The sequence below is a fragment of the Marinimicrobium sp. UBA4209 genome (genome assembly GCF_002381585.1).
GTDB classification, from domain to species: domain Bacteria; phylum Pseudomonadota; class Gammaproteobacteria; order Pseudomonadales; family Cellvibrionaceae; genus Marinimicrobium; species Marinimicrobium koreense.
The window spans coordinates 1-19,039 of sequence record NZ_DFTP01000008.1; the positions used below are offsets into that span (position 1 = coordinate 1).

Below are 19,039 nucleotides of genomic sequence, written 5' to 3' on the forward strand. Positions count from 1 at the left end.
CTTATCCGCCCTACGGATAGCATGCCAGTTCGCGTAGGGCGGATAAGCCGAAGGCGCATCCGCCGTAAGTACCCGCAAACCTACCCCCGAAAGAAATCCACCGGCAACCCCTTCACATCGGTCTGATAAATTAACAGGTTTCCCGCCTCGGGCTCTCGGGCCAACTGCGCTTCGGACAGATTTTCCCGCGCGGTGGTAATACACAACCAGGACAGATCCGGACCACCAAAAGCCACACAGGTGGGCTGACTGACCGGAACCTCCAGCTCCAACAACACCTCGCCCTCGGGGGAGTAACACACCACTTGGCCGCCACCGAACAGGGCATTCCAGACATTGCCCTCGGCATCTACACAACTGCCGTCATGACCAGTGCCCTCAGGGGCCAGGGCAAACACCCGTCGGTTGCTGAAACTGCCACTGTGGGCGTCGAAGTCATAGGCGTAATAGACCCCCCGGGCGGAATCAGACAGATAAGCGGTGCGACTGTCCGGGCTCCAGCACAAACCATTGCTGATGCCCAGGCCGCGTAAATGCGGCTGCACATCGCCGTCAGCCGTCCAGCAGTAGAGCGCGGCGCCATCCTCATCCGCCAGCGGGTCCCCGGCTTCCACCATGGTGCCGGCCCAGAAGCGGCCCTGCCGGTCAACCTTGCCATCGTTGAACCGATTGCCCGGTTTGTGCGCTTCGGGGTGGGCCAACCAGTGACAGTCGCCGGTTTCTGGCGTGTACAGAGCAAAGCCCTTGTCAAAGCTGGCGATCAGGGTCTGGGGGGCTTGTGAGATAGCTTGCGAAGGCGCCACAAACCCGAAGGCGGTGAGCCGTTCGGGTGTGGACCACTCGGTCAGGGAGTCCGAGTCGGGGTGATAGCGGTAAAGACGACAACCGAAGATATCGGTCCACCAGAGGGATTGCTGGTCGGGGTGCCAGAGCACCCCTTCTCCCAGAACATTCCCGACTGGCAGGCTTTTAACACACTCGGGCTGCCGCACGATTTACCACCAGACGCTGTACAGCGCGACCAGGATCAGAACCACACCGATGCTCAACACATTGAAGCTGGTACGGGTGCTGAAATCGATGTTGTCCAGGTGAATGGCATTGCTCTGCTCTTTGGCACCGCTGATCAGGGTAATCACGACGGCCAGCACCACACAGGCAATAAACACGATACCCACCCGATCAATAAACGGCAGGCCGGGCATGAACTTCCAGAACAGCGCGGAGAGCACGACCGAGGCAATGGCCGCGACCAGTGCTGACGTCGCGGTTGCGCGCTTCCAGAAAAAGCCCAGCAGGAAGATCGTGACGATACCCGGAGTGAAGAAACCGGTGAATTCCTGAATAAACTGGAACGCCTGGGGGAAGTTACCCAGCAGCGGGCGGGCGATGATCACGGCAATCAACATCGCCAGGCAGGCGACGGAGCGGCCAATAATGACCTTTTTATGCTCGGTGGCATTCTGGTTGATCATCTTGCTGTAGATGTCCATCGTGAAGATGGTGGAAATACTGTTCACCATGGAACCCAGGGACGAGGCAATCGCGGCCACCAGGGCGGCGAAGGTGATGCCGAGCAGGCCTTGCGGTACCAGCTTCATCATTTCCGGGTACGCCTGGTCCGGCTGGGCCAGATCCGGCTTGAGCATGGCCGCGGCCATACCGGGCAGCACCACAATCAGTGGCATCAGGATTTTCAGGTAGGCGGCAAAGGCGATGCCCTTCTGCGCTTCGGCCAGGCTCTTGGCAGCCAGGGTGCGCTGGGTGATGTACTGGTTAAAGCCCCAGTAAGACAGGTTCATGATCCACAGGCCACCGACCAGCACGGAAATGCCCGGCAGGCTGATGTAGTGCTCGTTGCTCGGGTCCAGAATCATGTCGAACTTCTCGGGAATCTCCGCCAGCATGATGGAGAAGCCCTGGAAAGCACCGGAACCGCCGGCATTTTCGGCGATCTGGTCCAGCGCCAGGAAGGACACCATCAGGCCACCGATGATCAGCAGCACCACCTGGATGATGTCGGTCAGCGCGACCGCCTTGAGGCCACCGTAGATGGAGTAACCGATGGAGAACACCGCCAGGAAGCTCAGGCCATAGACCAGGTCCAGCCCGGTGATAGCATTGATCGCCAGAGCACCCAACCACAGAATGGAGGTCAGGTTCACAAAGGTATAGAGGGCAAGCCAGAAAATCGCCATGACCGTGCGCACCCGGCTGTCATAGCGCTGCTCCAGAAACTGGGGCATGGTGCTGATGCCTTTCTCCAGGAAGATCGGCAGGAAGTACTTACCGATGATCAGCAGGGTGATGGCTGCCATCCACTCGTAGGAGGCGATGCCCAGGCCGATGGCGAAGCCGGAGCCGGACATACCGATGATCTGCTCGGCGGAAATGTTCGCCGCAATCAGCGAGGCGCCGATGGCCCACCAAGGCAAGGATTTACCCGCCAGAAAGTAGTCCGTGGAGTTTTTTTCGTGGCCGGCTTTTTCCCGGGAAACCCACCAGGCAATGCCGACCAGCAGCACGCAGTAAACGGCAAAGGTAGTTATATCAAGTGGTGACAAGCTCATGTTGCACTCCATATTATGTGATTATTGTCCGGCGGGTGCGGTGTGGACGCCCCTACGCCCGCTTCGCCGCCCTGCGTTCTATTGGGAGGTACGCCGAAGAGTATTGCCGATGAATGCACGGATTCCGCCGGAATTTTTCGAGCGGCTATTATGCGGATAATCCGCATCGACTGCGAGTGCCGATGTAGGGATTTCAGGGGGAAAAGTGGGAATTGGGTGTGTTTACGGCGGATACCACGGCAGCTCGCGTAGGGCGGATAAGCCGAAGGCGCATCCGCCGTAACCACGCCCAGCCACATCCGCCATAACCCAAACCTTCCAATACTCATCAACCCAAGGCACAATAGCGTCACACTAACTATAACCCAACACCCGGAGATCCACGGCAATGCTCAAGAAGTATCTGTTTACCGCCGCCTGCGTACTCGGTCTGCTGTTTACCTTTACCAGCGTCCAGGCCCAGTCCATCCCGCAATTCAAAGTCCTGATGTTCACCAAGACCGACGGGTTTCATCACAAATCCGTGAATGAAGGCGTGGCCGCCATTCGCAAAATGGCCGAAAAGCACGAGTTCGCCGTTGACTGGCACGAAGATGCCAAGCTGATCAACGACGAGAACCTGGAACAATACGACGTCGTCCTGTTTTTGCTCACCACCGGCAATATCCTGAACGAAGAACAGCAGGGAGCCATGGAGCGCTTCATCCAGTCCGGCAAAGGCTTCGTGGGTATCCACAGCGCCTCGGACACCGAATACGACTGGGACTGGTACACCAAGATGGTGGGCCGCACCTTCCACATTCACCCCCGCAACCAGACCGCTGAACTGGAAGTGCTGGACCGCAAGTTCCCGGGTCTGGAGCGCATGCCCGACAAGTTCTGGTGGACCGATGAGTTCTATGAGTTCGGCACCGAGCGCATTGATACGCTGAACTACATCCTGTCCGTGGATGGCGATAGCTATGATCCCTATGCCAAGTGGGGCGAGAAAGAGAGCCAGGACATGGATTTCCGGCCCATGGCCTGGTACCACGAGTATGACGGCGGCCGCGCCTTCTACACCGCGCTGGGGCATATTCCCGCCACCTATGGAGACCGGTTGTTTCTGGAGCATATCTATGGCGGCCTGATGTGGGCGGCCACGGGTAAAGGTCTCAAGAAGTAGATCTTAGGTACTTCGCCCTCGCCTCGGGGGCGGTTTGTCGGATTACGCGCTGCGCGCTAATCCGACCTACNNATCCGCCGCGTACTCAGCTACAACCGCCCACCATCGATCACGAACTTCTGACCGGTGATCATCCGGGCGTCGTCCGAGGCGAGAAACAGCGTCAAGTTGGCGACATCTTCCGGCAGAATCCGCTCCTTCAGGCACACCTGATCCATCCACCAGGCTTCCGCCTCCGGCGTGAGCCACTTGTTGAGCTGGCGCTCGGTGATCACCCAGCCGGGCACAATCGCGTTCACCCGGATCTTGTCCGAGCCGAAATCCCGGGCCAGGGACTTGGTCAGCCCCAGCAGGGCCGCCTTGGCGGTGTTGTAACTGGGCAGCTTACTCGGCCCGAACAGGGCGTTGATGGAACTGAAGTTGATGATCACCCCGCCGCCCTGCCGGGCCATCAGGGGCTGAATCGTCTGGGCGGCGAAAAACGCCGGGTGCAGGTTGACCGCCAGACTGTTGTACCAGGCCTGCTCAGACAGATAACGGGGGTCGTAGCGCTGATCATTGGCGACGTTGTTCACCAGTACGGTGAAGTCGCCACACTGATCCGCGAGGGCGCGAATGGCGGCGCGCAGCTCGTCGATTCGGGTGACATCGCAGCGGCGGAATACCACCTGGGCGTCGTGTCCGGCACGCACCCGCTCGGCCAGCTCATTCCCCGCCTCTTCATTGAGGTCGACGAAGGCGACATTGCTGCCCTGGGCGGCAAAGGCCTCGACCAGGCAAGCGCCTATTCCGGTCGCCCCGCCGGTAATGAATACCGAGCGGTGAGCAAGACTGGCATAGCGGGTGTATTCAGTCATTAATGCGATTCCCGGTCCACCTGGTCGCCGCTGGCGCCCCTCAAAAAGTCCAGATCGACGCCCTGATCGGCCTGGAGCACGGTATCAATATATAACTTGGCATAGCCGCGAGTGTATTCTGACTCCGGCCGACTATCCTGCCATTCGGCCAGCCGTTGCGCCAGCTCGGCGTCGCTGATCCTGAGCGATAGACTACGGTTTTTGCCACTGAATGCAATCTCATCGCCATTGCGCACCAGCGCCAGGGGGCCGCCGGCACTGGATTCGGGCGCAACGTGGAGAATCACCGAGCCGAACGCGGTTCCGCTCATACGCGCATCCGAGATACGCAGCATGTCCCGCACGCCCTTTTCGAGCAGTTTTTTCGGTAGGGCCATATTGCCCACTTCCGGCATGCCGGGGTAGCCCTTGGGGCCACACCCCTTGAGTACCAGTACCGAGTGTTCGTCCACGTCCAGATCCGGGTCGTCGATGCGCGCCTTGTAGTCCTCGATGCTCTCGAACACCACAGCCCGCCCGGTGTGTTCCAACAGCGCGGGAGTCGCCGCGTTGGGCTTGATGATGGCCCCCTTGGGGCACAGGTTGCCCTTGAGCACCCAGATGCCAGAATCCGGATTGACCGGATTGTCCAGCTTTCGAATGATGTCGTCATTGTAACATTGCGCGTCAGCAATCTGGTCCCCCAGAGCGGCACCCGAGACGGTCACGTTGGTTGTGTGCAACCTGTCCTTGATACGCGCCATGACGGCAGGCAGGCCACCGGCGTAGTGGAAATCTTCCATCAGGAAACGCCCCGAGGGCATCAGGTCCACCAGCAGTGGAATGTCCCGGCTGAGCCGGTCGAAATCATCCAGTGCCAGCTCGATCCCCAGCCGCCCGGCAATGGCCAGCAGATGCACCACCACGTTGGTGGACCCGCCAATGGCGGCATTGACCACAATCGCGTTTTCCAGCGCTTCCCGGGTCAGGATGTCGGCGAGGCGGACATCCTGCTTGACCAGCTCGACAATGCGCCGCCCGGTAAGGTGCGCCAGCGCCTGACGGCGGGCATCCACAGCGGGAAGCGTACCGTTCAAGGGCAGGCTCAGCCCCATGGCCTCGGTCAGGCTGGACACGGTGGAGGCGGTGCCCATGGTCATGCATACGCCCCGGCTGCGGGACATGCCGCTTTCGGCGGCGATGAAATCATCAATGCTCATCAGCCCGGCGCGTACCGCCTCGGAGTACTTCCAGACATCGGTGCCCGAGCCAATGTCCTGGCCGCGGAATTTGCCGTTGAGCATGGGGCCGGAGGACACCACCATGGTCGGGAGATTGACACTGGCGGCGCCCATGATCTGGGCCGGGGTGGTTTTATCGCAGCCCCCGAGCAGCACCACCCCATCAATGGGGTTGCCGCGAATGGACTCTTCCACTTCCATGGCCAGCAGGTTGCGGAACAGCATGGCGGTCGGGCGCATCTGGGTTTCCCCCAGGCTCATGGCGGGAAACTCCAGCGGCAGTCCGCCCGCTTCCCAGACGCCCCGTTTGACGTACTCGGCCAGTTCCCGCAGGCCCGTATTGCAGGGGGTGAGCTCCGACCAGGTGTTGCAAATGCCAATCACCGGCCGACCGTCGAACACATGATCCGGCAACCCCTGATTTTTCATCCAGGAACGGTGGATAAAGCCATCCTTATCCAGTTTGCCGTAACTCTGTGTGCTGCGCCGAGGCTTGCCCGGCGTGTCGGAATCAGACATGGGGAGGGGTTCCTGCAGCCATGAAAATCAGGCGGTTTCGGTGCGACGAGCCGCAATCGCGGCGTCGATCAGTTGAAGCGCTTCCTCCAACAAGGCTACGGCGGCCTTGCCCGCGCCCTCCACATCACCGCGCGCAATCGCCTCGTACACCGTCCGGTGGTCGGCTTCGCTGGCCACGGTAACGCCTTTCATCTGGTTGGTGGAGGCAATACTGACCCGCAGCGCGGTCTGAATGAAATTGCGCAGTTGGATGAAGAAGCGGTTTTCGCTGGCCAGCAGAATGGCCGAGTGGAAGGCAATGTCCGCCTCCAGAGGGTCATCATGGCCCCGCTCGGCGGCTTCCATGCGCAAGAGCGCTTTTTCGATATCGGCAATCCGCTCCCGGCTCTGCTTCCGGGCGGCGAGAATGGCCGCTTCGGGCTCGATGCCGATGCGCAGCTCAGTGAACTCGCGCAGCAGCGACAGGGAGGGGCGGCTGCTCAGGGTCCACTCCAGAACGTCCTCATCAAACATGTTCCAGCGATGGTTGGGTTGCACCCGAATGCCCTGGCGGGGCCGGGAAGAAATCAGCCCCTTGGCGGTGAGCATTTTCACCGCTTCACGCACTACGCTGCGACTGATATCAAACTGCTCGCACAAGTCCGCCTCGGTGGGCAGGGGATCATTGACACTGTACTCCCCGCGCACAATGGCTGCGCCCAGTTGGTAGGTCACCTGATGGGTCAGGTTGCGGCCGCCCTCTAGTCTGCTCATTACCTTGCTCGCTGTGGTTGGAAAGCCGGATATACGCGCCGACGCGCCTTACCGACCATAAATGCTATTTATCTTACAGCAAAGCCGACAGGGCTTACGCCCCTTTTTTGGCAGACAGGCTCCGGCGCAGCGCGGTAATCACCGGGACCACTTCCGGGCGCACCTGGCGCCAGAGATAGAAGGACTCCGCCGCCTGTCCCACCAGCATGCCCAGGCCATCGGTCAGTCGGGCAGCGCCGTGGGCTTCGGCCCACTGCAGAAACAGTGTCGGTTCGGCGGCGTACATCATGTCGTAACAGGCAGCACCTTCGGCCAGCAGCTCCTCGGGCAGGGGCGGCAGTTCGCCGCCGAAGCCGGCGGAGGTGCCATTGATCACCAGGTCAAACTGACGTCCGCTCAAGGCCTCGTACCCCAACGGTTCAATCACGCCCAGGTCGGCAAACCCTTTGGCCAGTTGCTCGGCCTTGTGCACGGTGCGGTTGGCGATGGTCAGTGAGCCGGGCTCCTGCTCCATCAGCGGTTGAAGTACGCCGCGCACCGCCCCCCCGGCACCCAGGATCAGCAGCCGCTTGCCGGCAATCTCCCAGCCGAGGTTGTGCATGTCGTTTACCATGCCGATCCCATCGGTGGTGTCGCCCAGCAGGGTACCGTCCGCTCGCTTTACCAGGGTGTTCACCGCACCGGCGCGGCGGGCACGCGGTGTCAGGCGGGCCGCATAACCATAGGCGGCCAGTTTGTCCGGGGCAGTGATGTTCAGGCCTTTGCCGCCACTGGCGAAAAACGCATCGGCGGCCTGCTCGAAGTCTTTTTCGGCCACCTGTTGTTTGGTGTAGGCGATATCTTCCCCGGTCTGCTCGGCAAACTGACGGTGGATATAGGGGGACTTACTCTGGGCGATGGGATCGCCGAATACGGCGTAAGCGTCTGTCATACAACCTTCCAGCTCTTGTTATTCGATCCAGTCTCTGGCCTGCAGATAGTGCTCAGTGAGCGCCGCTTCGGCGCTGCCCGGCTCCGGTTGCCAGTCGTAATCCCAGCGCACCAGGGGCGGCAGAGACATCAATATCGACTCCGTGCGCCCCCCAGTCTGCAGACCAAAGAGGGTGCCGCGATCATACACCAAATTGAATTCGACATAACGCCCTCGCCGGTAAAGCTGGAAGTTGCGCTCGCGTTCGCCGTATTCGGTGTCCTTGCGCCGGGCGAGGATCGGGCGGTAGGCGGGCAGGTAGCTGTCGCCCACGGCGCGCATCACCGCGAAGCTGCGCTCGAAGCCCAGTTCGTTGAAGTCGTCGAAGAAAAGGCCGCCAACGCCCCGGGGTTCGTCGCGATGTTTCAGGAAAAAGTAGTCATCGCACCATTTCTTGAAAAACGGATAGAGATTGTCGCCGTGGGGGTCCAGGGCGTCTTTGGCGGTGCGGTGCCAGTGACGGCAGTCGTCGTCGCTGCCGTAGTAGGGGGTCAGGTCGTAGCCGCCCCCAAACCACCAGACGGGTTCGGCGCCGGGTTTTTCGGCGATGAAGAAGCGCACGTTGGCGTGGCTGGTGGGGGCGTAAGGGTTGTTAGGGTGGATGACCAGGGAGACACCCATGGCTTCGAAGGAGCGCCCGGCCAGTTCGGGCCGGTGGGCGGTCGCCGAGGCGGGCATCTGGTCGCCAAAGACGTGGGAGAAGTTGACGCCGCCTTTTTCGATGGCGTTGCCTTCGGTCAGCACCCGGGAGCGGCCACCCCCGCCCTGTTCGCGCTGCCATTCGTCCTGTAGGAATCGGGCACCGCCGTCTTCGGTTTCCAGCTCGGCGCAGATGCGGTCCTGGAGTCCGAGCAGGTAGTCTTTGACGGCCTGTTTGTCGGGGGCGTTTTCGGTGGGCATGGTGAGTCTCGCGCTGTCGATTGAGGGCGTATTGTACGCGCCCGAACCCACCGAGGCGAAATTCATGGCCAGAGTGATCTAAACTGGGTTATGGTCAGAATGATTATGACGTCCCGCTGAGACAAAGCGTTTTAGTATCCAGCTATTTTTGTTGCTTCAAGCCCGGGTCGCTGCGAGGTGAACCCTTTCAAGACACGCCGTGAATACGGTCCCTTCGCGCTCCCAGCGCTTCGGGACACTTCCCACATCCATGTGGGTCGTCCACGGGGCTCGCATCGCGGGTCCCCCCGCTCCACGGTTTTGAAACGGTATACCCCACCGCAAACCTCCGTGCCACATTCTGCGTTACTTTGCGTAGGGCGGGTAAGGCCAAAGGCCGCACCCGCCGTAACCCAACCCGGAGGTTCCCACAATGCCCCACCCCAACTTCAACCGCCGCCGCTTCCTACAAGGCCTCGGCGCGTCAACCGCCCTGCTCTCGTCCGGCTGGTCCCCCCACCTGCTGGGGAGCCCCTCTCGAAAATTGGGCGTCGCCCTGGTCGGTCTCGGTGGCTACAGCACCAACCAGCTCGCGCCGGCACTGCAACTGACCCAACACTGTGAGCTGCGCGGGATTGTCACCGGTAGCCCGGAGAAGATTCCGGTATGGCAGGAAAAATACGGTATCAAGGACGCCAATGTGTACAACTACGAGAACATGCACACCATCGCGGATAATCCGGATATTGATGTGATTTATGTGGTGACGCCCACGAGTCTGCATAAGAAGTTTTCGGTGATTGGCGCCAATGCGGGGAAGCATGTGTGGTGTGAGAAGCCGATGGCGATGGATGAGGCGGAGTGTCAGGAGATTATTGATGCCTGCCGTAAAAACAACGTGAAGCTGAGCATCGGCTACCGGATGCAGCATGAGCCGAATACCCAGACGGTGATGCAGTTCGCCAAGGACAAACCCTACGGGGCGATTGAGCGCATTGATGCGGTGGCGGCATACTCCGGTGGCGAAAATCGCTCGCCGGACAACTGGCGGATGCGTGCCGATATGGGCGGTGGCGCCATGTACGATATGGGCGTCTACCCGCTTAATGGGTCTCGTTATGCCGCCGGTGAGGAGCCGGTAGCGGTGTCCGGTCGACATGAAATTACCCACCCCGAAGCCTTCACCGAAGTGGATTCCACCACCCACTTTACCCTGGAGTTCCCCAGTGGTGCGGTGGCCGAATGTATGACCAGTTTTGTGAAGCCGGGCAATAAGCTGGAGGTGACCTGCGCTGAGGGTTCCTATTACCTGCGGCCCATGTCCAATTACAACGGTGTGCAGGGCGCCACCAGCGATGGCAGGAAACTGGACAAACCCATCGCCAACCAGCAGGCCGCGCAGATGGACGACGATGCCCGGGCCATTTTGCAGGACATGCCGGTCATGGTGCCCGGCGAGGAAGGCTTGAGGGATATTCGCATTGTCCAGGCGATTTTCAAGTCCGCCCGGGAGGATGGTAAGCGGATTGAGTTATAACTCACTTGCTAGTTCCCGAAACGTTACATAGGCACTGCGGAGGCTGGGTATACCCTTGTGAGACCGTCACCCGCCTGGATGGCGGGTGATCGAGCCCCCATGGATGGGTTTACGGCGCGTCTCACAAGGGTATACCCAGGCGGAGCATTACCTACGAAGTCGCTTGTCCACCTTACGGTAATTTCCGCAACTTGATGTTGCGGAACCACACCGGGTCATCGTGATCCTGGAGCACCACATGCCCCTCCGGGGTCGCCGCAAAGGCCTCCCAGTCGGCAAACTTGCTCTCGGCGATCATCGCCTCCCATTCCGGAGTGCCCATCTCGGCTTCCACCACTTTAAAGCCATTGAGCCAGTGCTCGATCCGCCCGTTATCCACCACCAGACGGGTGCGGTTCCACTCGCCGGCCGGATTCACGGTGACCGGCGTGGCGGCAATCAGGTCGTACAGGTCCGCCGCCCGATGGGTGTAGATCTCACTGTCCGGGTGGCCGATATTATCCAGCAGTTGGTACTCCGGGCCACTCATATAGGGCGCCTCCAGCTCCGGCGACTCATCCACGCTGTAGATGATGCCGCTATTGCCGTTGCGCGCCAGCTTCCACTCCAGGTACAGCTCGAAGCGGGTCAGGGGTTCGTCGGTAATCACCAGATCCCCACCGGGGCGACCATCGTTGGGCTGCATATGCAGGGCACCATCGTCTATGACCCAGCGCTCACCCAGGGTATCGGCGTTGTAGTTGCGCAAGCCGTTGAGGGTTTTGCCATCAAAGAGCAGCTTCCAGCCTTCGGCCTGCTCGATATCAGTCAGTTGATTGTGCTGGGGCTGACGACCTTCAAGCGCCACCGGTTGGTCTTCCGGAATGGCGTTGAGGGTGTACCATGCTTCTGTGGTCCACAGGCTGTTGCCGGTCTCACTGACAAAGGGCCGGGCGATGCGGAAATACACCACATGGTCGGGCTTGAGTCCGCCGAGCTTGAAGCTCACCCGCTTGCGGTCCTCCGACAGGGCAAAGCCTTCCACCGGCAACTCGGTGACGTTCTTTTTCGGACCGCCATACTCGGCGGTGGGCTCGTAATACCACTGAAGAATCTCAAAATCTTCGGGGCTGATATTCTGGCCCGCCTTCACCGGCTCGGTAAACTCGATCACAAAGCCGTCGGAGCGGGCGCTGACGCTGAGCATCTCAAAGGCGGTCTCGCCGTTGTAGACCAGACGTTCCAGTCCGTACCACTGTTTTTCACCATCGGCCCAGTTGCCCGGGTTGCCGACACCACCGACGATCAGTGAACCATCCGGCGCCCAGTCGAGGCGGTTGACGCCGGCTTCCAGCCCCTGGATAAAGCGGAACACGGCGCCCTGCAGACGGCCGTTCACCCGCTCGGCGTACACCCGTTTGATGCCGCCGTGGGTCACTTCGCCGTGGATCATCTGGTTCTGGTAGGGGCCGACGTTCAGCGGCGCCGGCTCACTGGGGGAATTGCCGATTTCGTCCTGGGGCAGCCAGACCACCGGTTTGGTTTCGGTCAGGTCGGCGGTGCCTTCGAAGTCCACCGAACGCGAGCCGTACCAGGCCCCCGGCGTCAGTTCGACGATTTTGCTGGCGGGCAACCAGTCGCCCTGGTTATCGGCAATAAACAGCTCGCCGTCCACACCAAAGCCAATGCCGTTCGGCGTGCGCAGGCCCTGGGCAACGAACTCCACCTGCCCGTCGGTTTTACGGATTTTGATGGCCTTGCCACGATCCGGCGCCTGGGGGTCGGCGCTGGCACCGCCTGCCAAAATCGCCGTCGCCAGCGCACCATAGAAGTAACCGTCCTGGTATTCCAGGCCAAAGGCGAACTCGTGGAAGTTGTCGGTCACGGACCAGTCCGCGGATACCGAGTGATAAACGTCGATGACCTCATCGCCATTCACATCTTCCAGGCGGGTCAGTTCCTGTTTCTGCAGCACGTAGATATCACCGTCCACGACCTTCACGCCGAGCGGTTCGGCCAGGCCCCGGGCGATACGTTTGACGCTGGCCTGTTCCGGGCCCTTGTCGTAGTCACTGACGATATACACCGAGCCTTCCGGATCCCAGGTAGTGATGACCATCCGGCCATCGGGCAGAAAATCAATGCCCCCGACCATGGGTTCAAACTCGTCCGGACGGGCCTGGAAGCGATCGAAGGCCGGATGTACACCGGCGACTTTGGTCTGGTCTCCGGGAATGGTTTTGACCCGTTCCGGATCGGTAATCACCGGCACCACGTCCCGGCGATCGGCCGCCTGGATCTGCAACATCTCCGCCGGAATGATTTCAAATTCGCCGGTTTCGGGATTGCGCCACTGCATCGACAGGGTCGCACCGCCGTGACTCTGGAAGTGGATCACCTCCAGTGAGTGGAGCCCCGGCTCAAGGGTAACGCTGGCATCTTCCGGCTCAGGACCATGGAAGCCCCAGCTGTCGATCAGCAGCTCGTCGTTCAGGTACACCACCGCGCCATCATCACTGATCAGGCGCAGCTCGGTCTCCAGCGTCTCGTCCACTTTCAGGTGGGTTTTTACCTGCAGGGCGAAGCGCAAATCCAACGGCTTGAAAGAGGCCTTGTCCGGGAAGTGAATGCGCGACACCCGGGCCACTTCGGATGGGGCCGTGCCACGCAGGCTTTCAATATTGGGTTGATCGCCACTGAAAAGGTGGCGGTATACCAGCGCACCATCTCCCGTGGCCTCGGCCGGGGTCTCAGCCACCAACTCCAGTGTGTCGGTGGCCGGCTGGTCGAGATTCCAGCGGGTTTCTCCCTCCGTTTCTTCCTGCAGGGAGAAGATGTAGTCGACCATCTGCTCAGCATCTTCCTGGCTGAGGTCCGGGTGCGGACTCATGGGCACCTCACCCCAGTTGCCGGCGCCCCCGAGAATGATCTTCTTAGCCAGCATGGCCCGGTTGTCCGGAGTATTGTCGTAGCGTTCGGCAATGGACTGGTAGGAGGGGCCGACCGTCTTGATTTCCGGGTTGTGACAGGCGGCGCAGTCACTGCCCTCAACCAGGGTCTGGCCGGGGTGGTCGCCTTCGCCCGCTTCATCCGGTCGCTCGACCCGAGTCGGATCGGTAAAGGTGCGCTGCACCCGGGTCACGCCGTTTTTCAGCCGCAAGGTCTGACTGCCCTGCCATTCACCGCTGCCGACCAATGACTGGTCCGCTGCCTCGGCCAGGCCGGTCAGGGTCAAGCCCAGCCCTTTGGGCAGGCCATTGACCGCGAACTCCCGGGTGATGATCAGGCTCTGCTCCTCCAGCCGGGCGCTGGGCTTTTCCCAGACCGTCGCCTTCCAGCCATCCGCTTCAACGTCGTAACGCAGTGCCAGCTGATCGCCGGAATAACGATGACCGCCATACTGAACGCTGGCCCCTTCGGTCTGCCACCGGGCATCCTGGGTCAGGTAGAGGTCGCCCTCGGAGACGGGCTGGGGGCCGTGTCGGGTATCGAAGACCGCGCCGGTAAAGTGCACCGTGCCCCGCCAGGCCTGGTGCAGGTTGCCGGTTTCCACGTCGTACGCCAGCTTGATGTCATCGGGCTGACGCACGGTCAGCATGCGAGCCCGGTTATCCAGCGTGGAGCGAAAGGCAATCATGTCGCCCTCCAGCGTCGCCGGGCTGGCGGCCTGGAATTCAGGCGCCGGTTCAGTTTTCTGGCAGGCCTGGGTGAGCAGCAGGCTGCCCAGGGCCGTGGCCAGCAATGCGGTGCGATGGAGGGTATAAGGGCGTTTCATGGGGCGCTCCGTTTACGTTATTCGATCGATCGGCGACGCCCGGAGGGAGCGGGCCGAATTCGGGGAAAGTGGCCGAAAATACCACAATACACCTTTTGCAATCGATTGAATACGTATGCAGGCGCCAAGCTGGGTGAAAGAACGGAAAACGTTCTGCGCGGTGCTGGAGTTAACAGATAATACGAATGGCCGTTAAGACAGAGAGAAATACCACTCCGGGGCCGACGCCCGGCCCCGGAGTGAGTCGATCAAAAATAGACGGAAAGACTGATGCTGGTGGTGTCCACATCGTCTGCCATCACGTGGCCTAATCCGATCGACACCGTGTCGGTAAAAAAGTAGTCAGCGCCGACTGCAACAGAGGTTTCTGATTCATCGTCAATATTGACATAACCGAGTGAGCCGCTAATCTCAAACGACTCAGACAGCATTGAGCGGAAACCACCTGTCAATCCGTAACCGTTGTCACTGGCACTGCCGGACTCTCCCATGTAAGCAGCGTCAACCTCTATATCCTCATAGCTCACGATAGCAAACAGATCCGTATTCACTGACAGTCCATGACGAAAACCCAACCCAAGGGAAACCGTATTAAGGTCCATTTCCAAAGTATCGCCGAACAATTCAACATCGTCCGAGAGCTGGGAAAACGCCCCAGCCACAAAAATATTCTCCGACAGCAGCGCAGAGCCACCCAAACCAAAGCCGGTCAAAGTTTCACCCTCAACGTCCGCTGATTGATAGGCGACTGACACCTGATTCCACTGAGGACGCTGATCCGCCTGCACCGCGCCCGCTGCACATACCAAGGCCGAAGCCAAAATCACTTTTTTCATATTGATCTCCATAAAACCAATCCTGGTCATTGATTCACCAGCGCCATCTAGTGTGCGCTGAGGGCGCAGTCTAGCATGGCAGAAATCAGCAAAGCTCGATTAACGGAGAACTTCCCCGGTGATCAAGTCGCGAATCTGGGAGGGTTGAGTTCGGTTACCGACACGCCCGGGAGTCACATCGTCCAGCCGGTCTTTGAAATAGCGGCGCACCTCCAGAGCGGTGCGGGCGGAGGGTTTGCCTGCCGGGTTCGCGGAGGTGGACACGATCGGGCCGCCGAAAGCGAGGCTCAGGCCAGCGGCCACGGGGTGATCAGTTACTCTCAGCGCCACCGACTCAAAGCGTCCGCTGATCCACTCGGGCACCAGGCCGGCGGTGGGCACCAACCAGGTCACGGGCCCCGGCCAGCTCTCCCGCAACTGTTGCTGAAGCCCTTTGTCCAGTCGCTCCACCAGAGGCACAAACTGCTCAATGCGGGCCGCGACCAGAATCAGACCCTTTTCCCAGGGGCGGCTCTTCAGGGCCAATAGCCGCGCCACCGCCTCGGCATTGTTGGGATCGCAACCCAAGCCCCAGACCGCCTCGGTGGGATAGGCGACCACGCCGCCAGCGCGCATGCGCTTGGCAGCACGCTGAATGCGGGGGTTGGTGCTCCAGGGAAAAGTGGTGCTCATCGGGGGCGAATCCTCTCAACAGGGGCAATAAAAGGGCGTAGTTTACTGAAAAGGGGCCTAATCGCACAGATTCGTCAAATAGGCGCTGCTCAGTTCCATCCGCTGGGTAAAAATGTACCCGGCCGGTCGGGCCGCGGGTGACGGGTTGGAGGGTATTGAACCCCCGGTTGGCGTCCATCTCATGGGGCTTCGGGGGTTTACTGACCGCTTGCACGAAGCACTTTCCCTGCTCCCTGAGCATGGTATATTGGCCGTTATACCATTGAGGGCACAAAGCGGTTACCGGTTATAAGGGGTTCCTCACGCAAGTACAGCGCCATGAGATCAGGTGCAGCACAACCAACCCGCTATAATTGACACCGGCAAGGCGGCACACATTGGCAACGATACAAGGTTAACTCATTGAGGTATGTATGAACGCTAAAGAGTCGGCACAGCACATTATTAACCAGTTGCCAGAACAAGCCTCCTGGAACGACATCATGTATGAGCTGTATGTGAAGCAAAAGATCGAGGCTGGTTTAAAAGCCGTTGAGGAAGGCCGCACCGTCCCGCACGATCAAGTCAAAGCCCGCATCAAGGCACGGCACCAAAAGCACACATGAAGATCGAATGGACAGAGTCTGCCGAACTGGATTTAGGCGACATTTATGCGTATATAGCCCGTGATGTGCCCATCTATGCCGAGCAATTCATTGATCGGATTATCGAGAACACTTTCCTGCTACATGAGCAACCGCATTATCTACCTGGTGGCAACCGACTCTCTGTATATCCTCGCGGTTATACATGGTAGTCGGGATTTGACTAAGACAGAGAACAAGCCCTGGGAAGTCGTGTAAATGGATGCCGAAAGGTCGCGGATATCCTAATAACGGATCGGACAGCGATCTCATCCTCTAATGCGAAAAATCTTTAGGAGTTCGCCAAGGCCGTACGCTCAAAGCCCGCTGCGGTTTCGGTGATCGCGCCCTTCAGTTGCAAACCAATCAGCAGTGCCGAGAGCTCCCCCACCTCCAAGTCACTGTCGTCCGCCAGTGAATCAAGATCTCTAGGATCGTGACCCAGCGCTTCGAGCACCCGTTGTTCTTTGTCTGTCAGCTCCAGAGATGCTTCCGACGAGGTGCTGAAAAGGTCGCTCTGATACCCCAGGTAACCGCCAAGCTGCTCGACAATATCCCGTGCGGTTTCCACCAGGGTTGCGCCCTCGCGGATCAGGCGGTGACAGCCCCGGGCCAGGGGGTTATGGATGGAGCCGGGGATAGCGAAGACTTCCCGGTTCTGTTGCAGGGCGTAGCGGGCGGTGATCAGGGAGCCGCTTTTGAGGGCGGCCTCCACCACCAGAGTGCCACCACTCAGGCCGCTGATGATCCGGTTGCGCTGGGGAAAGTTCGAAGGCTGGGGACTGGCCCGCAGGGGGAATTCCGATACGACGGCACCGCCGTTGGCGACAATCTCTTCCGCCAATTGACGGTGCCGGGCCGGGTAGACGCGATCAATTCCCGTGCCGACCACACCGATGGTAACGCCCTCCACATCCAGGGCGCCGGCATGGGCGAAGCCATCAACCCCCATGGCCAGGCCGCTGGTGATGGCAAAGCCCCGCCCCGCCAGAAAGGCGGCGAACTGGCGGGCATTATCGCGCCCACCTGTGGATGGATTCCGGCTCCCCACCATGGCGATCTGCGGCATGCTCAGGGCGGTCACGGAACCGCGGACAAACAGCAGCGGGGGTGCCCGGCGAATTTCCCGAAGCAGCGGTGGGTAATCTTCATCCTCCAGGCTGAGCACCTGGACTTCGGGATGCTCGGCGAGCCAATCCAGATCCTTTCGCGCACTTCGTGCCAGAGCACAACCACTGGGGTTTCGCTGGTAATCGCCCAGCGCCGCGCAAGCTTCCGGGTCCAGCCAGCCTTTGAGCACGTCGGGGGAGGCTTCAATGACCGCTCCGGCGGAGCCGAAGTGCTCCAGCAGGCGAGCGCGCTTGGCGGCGCCAGCGCCGGGTAGTCGTTGCAATAAAAGATGGGAAAAATGATGTTCTTCCATGAGGTCCTCGTGTCGTCCATGAGGCGCGGCCCGGGAGGTGGGCCGCGCGGTCTAACAATCCCAGATCTGATTGAGCCAGGGGTTAAATCAGGGGTTGAGCAGTTTGTCGTTTACGGCCAGCGGACGCTCGGCTTCCAGTACCAGAGCCAGGCTCATTTTTTCAAAGGTGCGGAAAATCATCACCAGGCCGGCACGCTCGTCCGGCAGGGTAATCCGCTCCCCGGTCACGGGGTCGCGGGTGACTTCGCCGCGCTTGTACACCGCCAGCACGTTACCCACCAGCAGCCCTTCGCGATCGCCCTTGTTCACCATGACCACGTCCAGTTTGCCAACCTGGCTAAGGCCGCCTTCAACGGCAAGAATTAGGGCATTGATCTCATCATCCGGAGCACTGGGATAGAAATTGGATTCGATTGTGCGCTCTTCACTGGGCAACAACCGATCTCCCATACGGATTTCTTCCCGAGAGGTCAGCACCTGGACACGGGTAATGTCCTCGTCGGTATTCCCCACGCGAACCGTACCGATGTTCTGCGCGTGAGTGCCCAGATATTCGCCAGTGATCGGGTCGCGGAAGTGCTCCTCTTTGCGGTACACCCCATAATTGGTCATGTCCGTTTCGAAGTCGCCACGCCCGTAGGCGTAATCACCCTCGCCCACAATAATCCGCTTCTCGGGGCCCGCCACCATGTAGGGCGCCGCCTCAAGCTCCTCTTCCGAGACAATCCGGCTGCGCGAGAGGAAGCTGTTGATCCGGTCGAGCGGGATGGTGCTGATGGCCTCGTCGCGGGGCAGCACCCGGACACTCGGGCTGAGCTTGGTCTCGCCCGGAGCCAGCTTCACCGGGCGATCCACGGTCAGTCGGGGCTCGCCGTCGATGTATACCAGAGAGATGACATCGCCCGGGTAGATCAGGTGAGGATTCTGAATTTGCTGGTTTACGTGCCAGATTTCCGGCCATAACCAGGGGGTCTGGAGGAATCGGTTGGAAATATCCCAGAGCGTATCGCCCTTCTGGACAATGTATTCGTCCGGATGGTCACTCCGGAACGCGGCCTCGTCCGCCCAACTCAACATGGCGAACAGCGGGACCAGCAGGAGCCCCAGCATCAACTTTTTCATAGAAACCGATCCTGTATTGTTAGGCCCGGGAGTGCATTGGAACCCTTCAGCCCGCTTCAATGATCCCCTGGGGACCCTCGAGGCGTATTGGTACCTATTGAATTAGGGTAAAAAGGCCCATACCGGTTATAATCCTGAC

The 19,039-nt window shown here is 60.1% G+C and carries 16 protein-coding genes; 4 read left to right on the forward strand and 12 right to left on the reverse strand.

All coding sequences use genetic code 11. The features are described from left to right. Nucleotides 1-80: 80 nt before the first annotated feature. A complete protein-coding gene (locus B3187_RS01690; protein WP_286804339.1) occupies nucleotides 81-992 on the reverse strand; it encodes an SMP-30/gluconolactonase/LRE family protein in 912 nt (303 codons plus the stop codon). Between the two features lie 3 nt (nucleotides 993-995). After that, nucleotides 996-2,570: a sodium/sugar symporter gene (locus B3187_RS01695; protein WP_123638797.1), complete on the reverse strand. Its 1,575-nt coding sequence runs from the start codon at nucleotides 2,568-2,570 to the stop codon at nucleotides 996-998. Nucleotides 2,571-2,958: 388 nt separating this feature from the next. On the opposite strand from B3187_RS01695, the gene B3187_RS01700 reads away from it, so the two are divergent. Continuing rightward, nucleotides 2,959-3,735, forward strand: a complete 777-nt coding sequence (locus B3187_RS01700) for a ThuA domain-containing protein (protein WP_123639366.1) — start codon at nucleotides 2,959-2,961, stop codon at nucleotides 3,733-3,735. Between the two features lie 89 nt (nucleotides 3,736-3,824). Here the strand turns inward: B3187_RS01700 and B3187_RS01705 are convergent, their stop codons facing one another. From B3187_RS01705 to hemF, 5 genes are all read right to left on the reverse strand, one after another. Beyond that, on the reverse strand, nucleotides 3,825-4,592 hold the full coding sequence (locus B3187_RS01705) for an SDR family NAD(P)-dependent oxidoreductase (protein WP_286804340.1): 768 nt from the start codon (nucleotides 4,590-4,592) through the stop codon (nucleotides 3,825-3,827). Continuing rightward, nucleotides 4,592-6,331, reverse strand: coding sequence for an IlvD/Edd family dehydratase (locus B3187_RS01710; protein ID WP_286804341.1), 1,740 nt, complete (start codon nucleotides 6,329-6,331; stop codon nucleotides 4,592-4,594). Before B3187_RS01710 ends, B3187_RS01705 begins: the two co-directional genes overlap by 1 nt. Nucleotides 6,332-6,358: 27 nt before the next feature. Further along, nucleotides 6,359-7,084, reverse strand: a complete 726-nt coding sequence (locus tag B3187_RS01715) for a FadR/GntR family transcriptional regulator (protein WP_286804342.1) — start codon at nucleotides 7,082-7,084, stop codon at nucleotides 6,359-6,361. A 94-nt stretch (nucleotides 7,085-7,178) separates the two neighbouring features. Continuing rightward, nucleotides 7,179-8,015 carry a shikimate dehydrogenase gene (gene aroE, locus B3187_RS01720; protein ID WP_286804343.1) on the reverse strand — a complete coding sequence of 279 codons (837 nt, stop codon included), beginning with the start codon at nucleotides 8,013-8,015 and terminating at the stop codon, nucleotides 7,179-7,181. Between the two features lie 18 nt (nucleotides 8,016-8,033). Then, on the reverse strand, nucleotides 8,034-8,954 hold the full coding sequence (gene hemF, locus B3187_RS01725) for an oxygen-dependent coproporphyrinogen oxidase (protein ID WP_286804344.1): 921 nt from the start codon (nucleotides 8,952-8,954) through the stop codon (nucleotides 8,034-8,036). 412 nt (nucleotides 8,955-9,366) lie between these two features. On the opposite strand from hemF, the gene B3187_RS01730 reads away from it, so the two are divergent. After that, the gene (locus tag B3187_RS01730; protein WP_286804345.1) at nucleotides 9,367-10,470 is read left to right on the forward strand and encodes a Gfo/Idh/MocA family protein; all 1,104 of its coding nucleotides are present in this window, start codon (nucleotides 9,367-9,369) and stop codon (nucleotides 10,468-10,470) included. A gap of 172 nt (nucleotides 10,471-10,642) precedes the next feature. Here B3187_RS01730 and B3187_RS01735 read toward each other — a convergent pair whose 3' ends face one another. The 3 genes from B3187_RS01735 to B3187_RS01745 form a co-directional block, all read right to left on the reverse strand. Continuing rightward, nucleotides 10,643-14,224, reverse strand: coding sequence for a family 16 glycoside hydrolase (locus B3187_RS01735; RefSeq protein ID WP_286804346.1), 3,582 nt, complete (start codon nucleotides 14,222-14,224; stop codon nucleotides 10,643-10,645). A 248-nt stretch (nucleotides 14,225-14,472) separates the two neighbouring features. Then, nucleotides 14,473-15,072, reverse strand: coding sequence for a porin family protein (locus B3187_RS01740; protein WP_286804347.1), 600 nt, complete (start codon nucleotides 15,070-15,072; stop codon nucleotides 14,473-14,475). 87 nt (nucleotides 15,073-15,159) lie between these two features. Continuing rightward, entirely contained in the window at nucleotides 15,160-15,732 is a 573-nt protein-coding gene (locus B3187_RS01745; protein ID WP_286804348.1) for an L-threonylcarbamoyladenylate synthase, read from the reverse strand. A 413-nt stretch (nucleotides 15,733-16,145) separates the two neighbouring features. On the opposite strand from B3187_RS01745, the gene B3187_RS01750 reads away from it, so the two are divergent. Together B3187_RS01750 and B3187_RS17510 are read left to right on the forward strand one after the other, a co-directional pair. Next, a complete protein-coding gene (locus B3187_RS01750) occupies nucleotides 16,146-16,337 on the forward strand; it encodes a hypothetical protein (RefSeq protein ID WP_286804349.1) in 192 nt (63 codons plus the stop codon). Further along, nucleotides 16,334-16,528 (forward strand): type II toxin-antitoxin system RelE/ParE family toxin, encoded by a 195-nt coding sequence (locus B3187_RS17510; RefSeq protein WP_414673664.1) that lies wholly within the window; start codon nucleotides 16,334-16,336, stop codon nucleotides 16,526-16,528. The genes B3187_RS01750 and B3187_RS17510 overlap by 4 nt, the downstream gene beginning before the upstream one ends. A 119-nt stretch (nucleotides 16,529-16,647) precedes the next feature. Here B3187_RS17510 and dprA read toward each other — a convergent pair whose 3' ends face one another. Together dprA and B3187_RS01760 are read right to left on the reverse strand one after the other, a co-directional pair. Then, nucleotides 16,648-17,778, reverse strand: a complete 1,131-nt coding sequence (gene dprA / locus B3187_RS01755; protein ID WP_286804350.1) for a DNA-processing protein DprA — start codon at nucleotides 17,776-17,778, stop codon at nucleotides 16,648-16,650. Between the two features lie 87 nt (nucleotides 17,779-17,865). Continuing rightward, a complete protein-coding gene (locus B3187_RS01760) occupies nucleotides 17,866-18,900 on the reverse strand; it encodes a LysM peptidoglycan-binding domain-containing protein (protein WP_123638790.1) in 1,035 nt (344 codons plus the stop codon). Nucleotides 18,901-19,039 lie beyond the last annotated feature (139 nt).

Excerpts from the sequence above, each read along its gene's own strand:
- B3187_RS01700 (WP_123639366.1), top strand. The coding sequence starts at position 2,959 with ATGCTCAAGAAGTATCTGTTTACCGCCGCCTGCGTACTCGGTCTGCTG.
- B3187_RS01695 (WP_123638797.1), bottom strand. The coding sequence starts at position 2,570 with ATGAGCTTGTCACCACTTGATATAACTACCTTTGCCGTTTACTGCGTG.
- B3187_RS01740 (WP_286804347.1), bottom strand. The coding sequence starts at position 15,072 with ATGGAGATCAATATGAAAAAAGTGATTTTGGCTTCGGCCTTGGTATGT.
- B3187_RS01715 (WP_286804342.1), bottom strand. The coding sequence starts at position 7,084 with ATGAGCAGACTAGAGGGCGGCCGCAACCTGACCCATCAGGTGACCTAC.
- aroE (WP_286804343.1), bottom strand. The coding sequence starts at position 8,015 with ATGACAGACGCTTACGCCGTATTCGGCGATCCCATCGCCCAGAGTAAG.
- dprA (WP_286804350.1), bottom strand. The coding sequence starts at position 17,778 with ATGGAAGAACATCATTTTTCCCATCTTTTATTGCAACGACTACCCGGC.
- B3187_RS01730 (WP_286804345.1), top strand. The coding sequence starts at position 9,367 with ATGCCCCACCCCAACTTCAACCGCCGCCGCTTCCTACAAGGCCTCGGC.
- B3187_RS01760 (WP_123638790.1), bottom strand. The coding sequence starts at position 18,900 with ATGAAAAAGTTGATGCTGGGGCTCCTGCTGGTCCCGCTGTTCGCCATG.
- B3187_RS01735 (WP_286804346.1), bottom strand. The coding sequence starts at position 14,224 with ATGAAACGCCCTTATACCCTCCATCGCACCGCATTGCTGGCCACGGCC.
- B3187_RS01750 (WP_286804349.1), top strand. The coding sequence starts at position 16,146 with ATGAACGCTAAAGAGTCGGCACAGCACATTATTAACCAGTTGCCAGAA.
- B3187_RS01705 (WP_286804340.1), bottom strand. The coding sequence starts at position 4,592 with ATGACTGAATACACCCGCTATGCCAGTCTTGCTCACCGCTCGGTATTC.
- B3187_RS01710 (WP_286804341.1), bottom strand. The coding sequence starts at position 6,331 with ATGTCTGATTCCGACACGCCGGGCAAGCCTCGGCGCAGCACACAGAGT.
- B3187_RS01745 (WP_286804348.1), bottom strand. The coding sequence starts at position 15,732 with ATGAGCACCACTTTTCCCTGGAGCACCAACCCCCGCATTCAGCGTGCT.
- hemF (WP_286804344.1), bottom strand. The coding sequence starts at position 8,954 with ATGCCCACCGAAAACGCCCCCGACAAACAGGCCGTCAAAGACTACCTG.
- B3187_RS17510 (WP_414673664.1), top strand. The coding sequence starts at position 16,334 with ATGAAGATCGAATGGACAGAGTCTGCCGAACTGGATTTAGGCGACATT.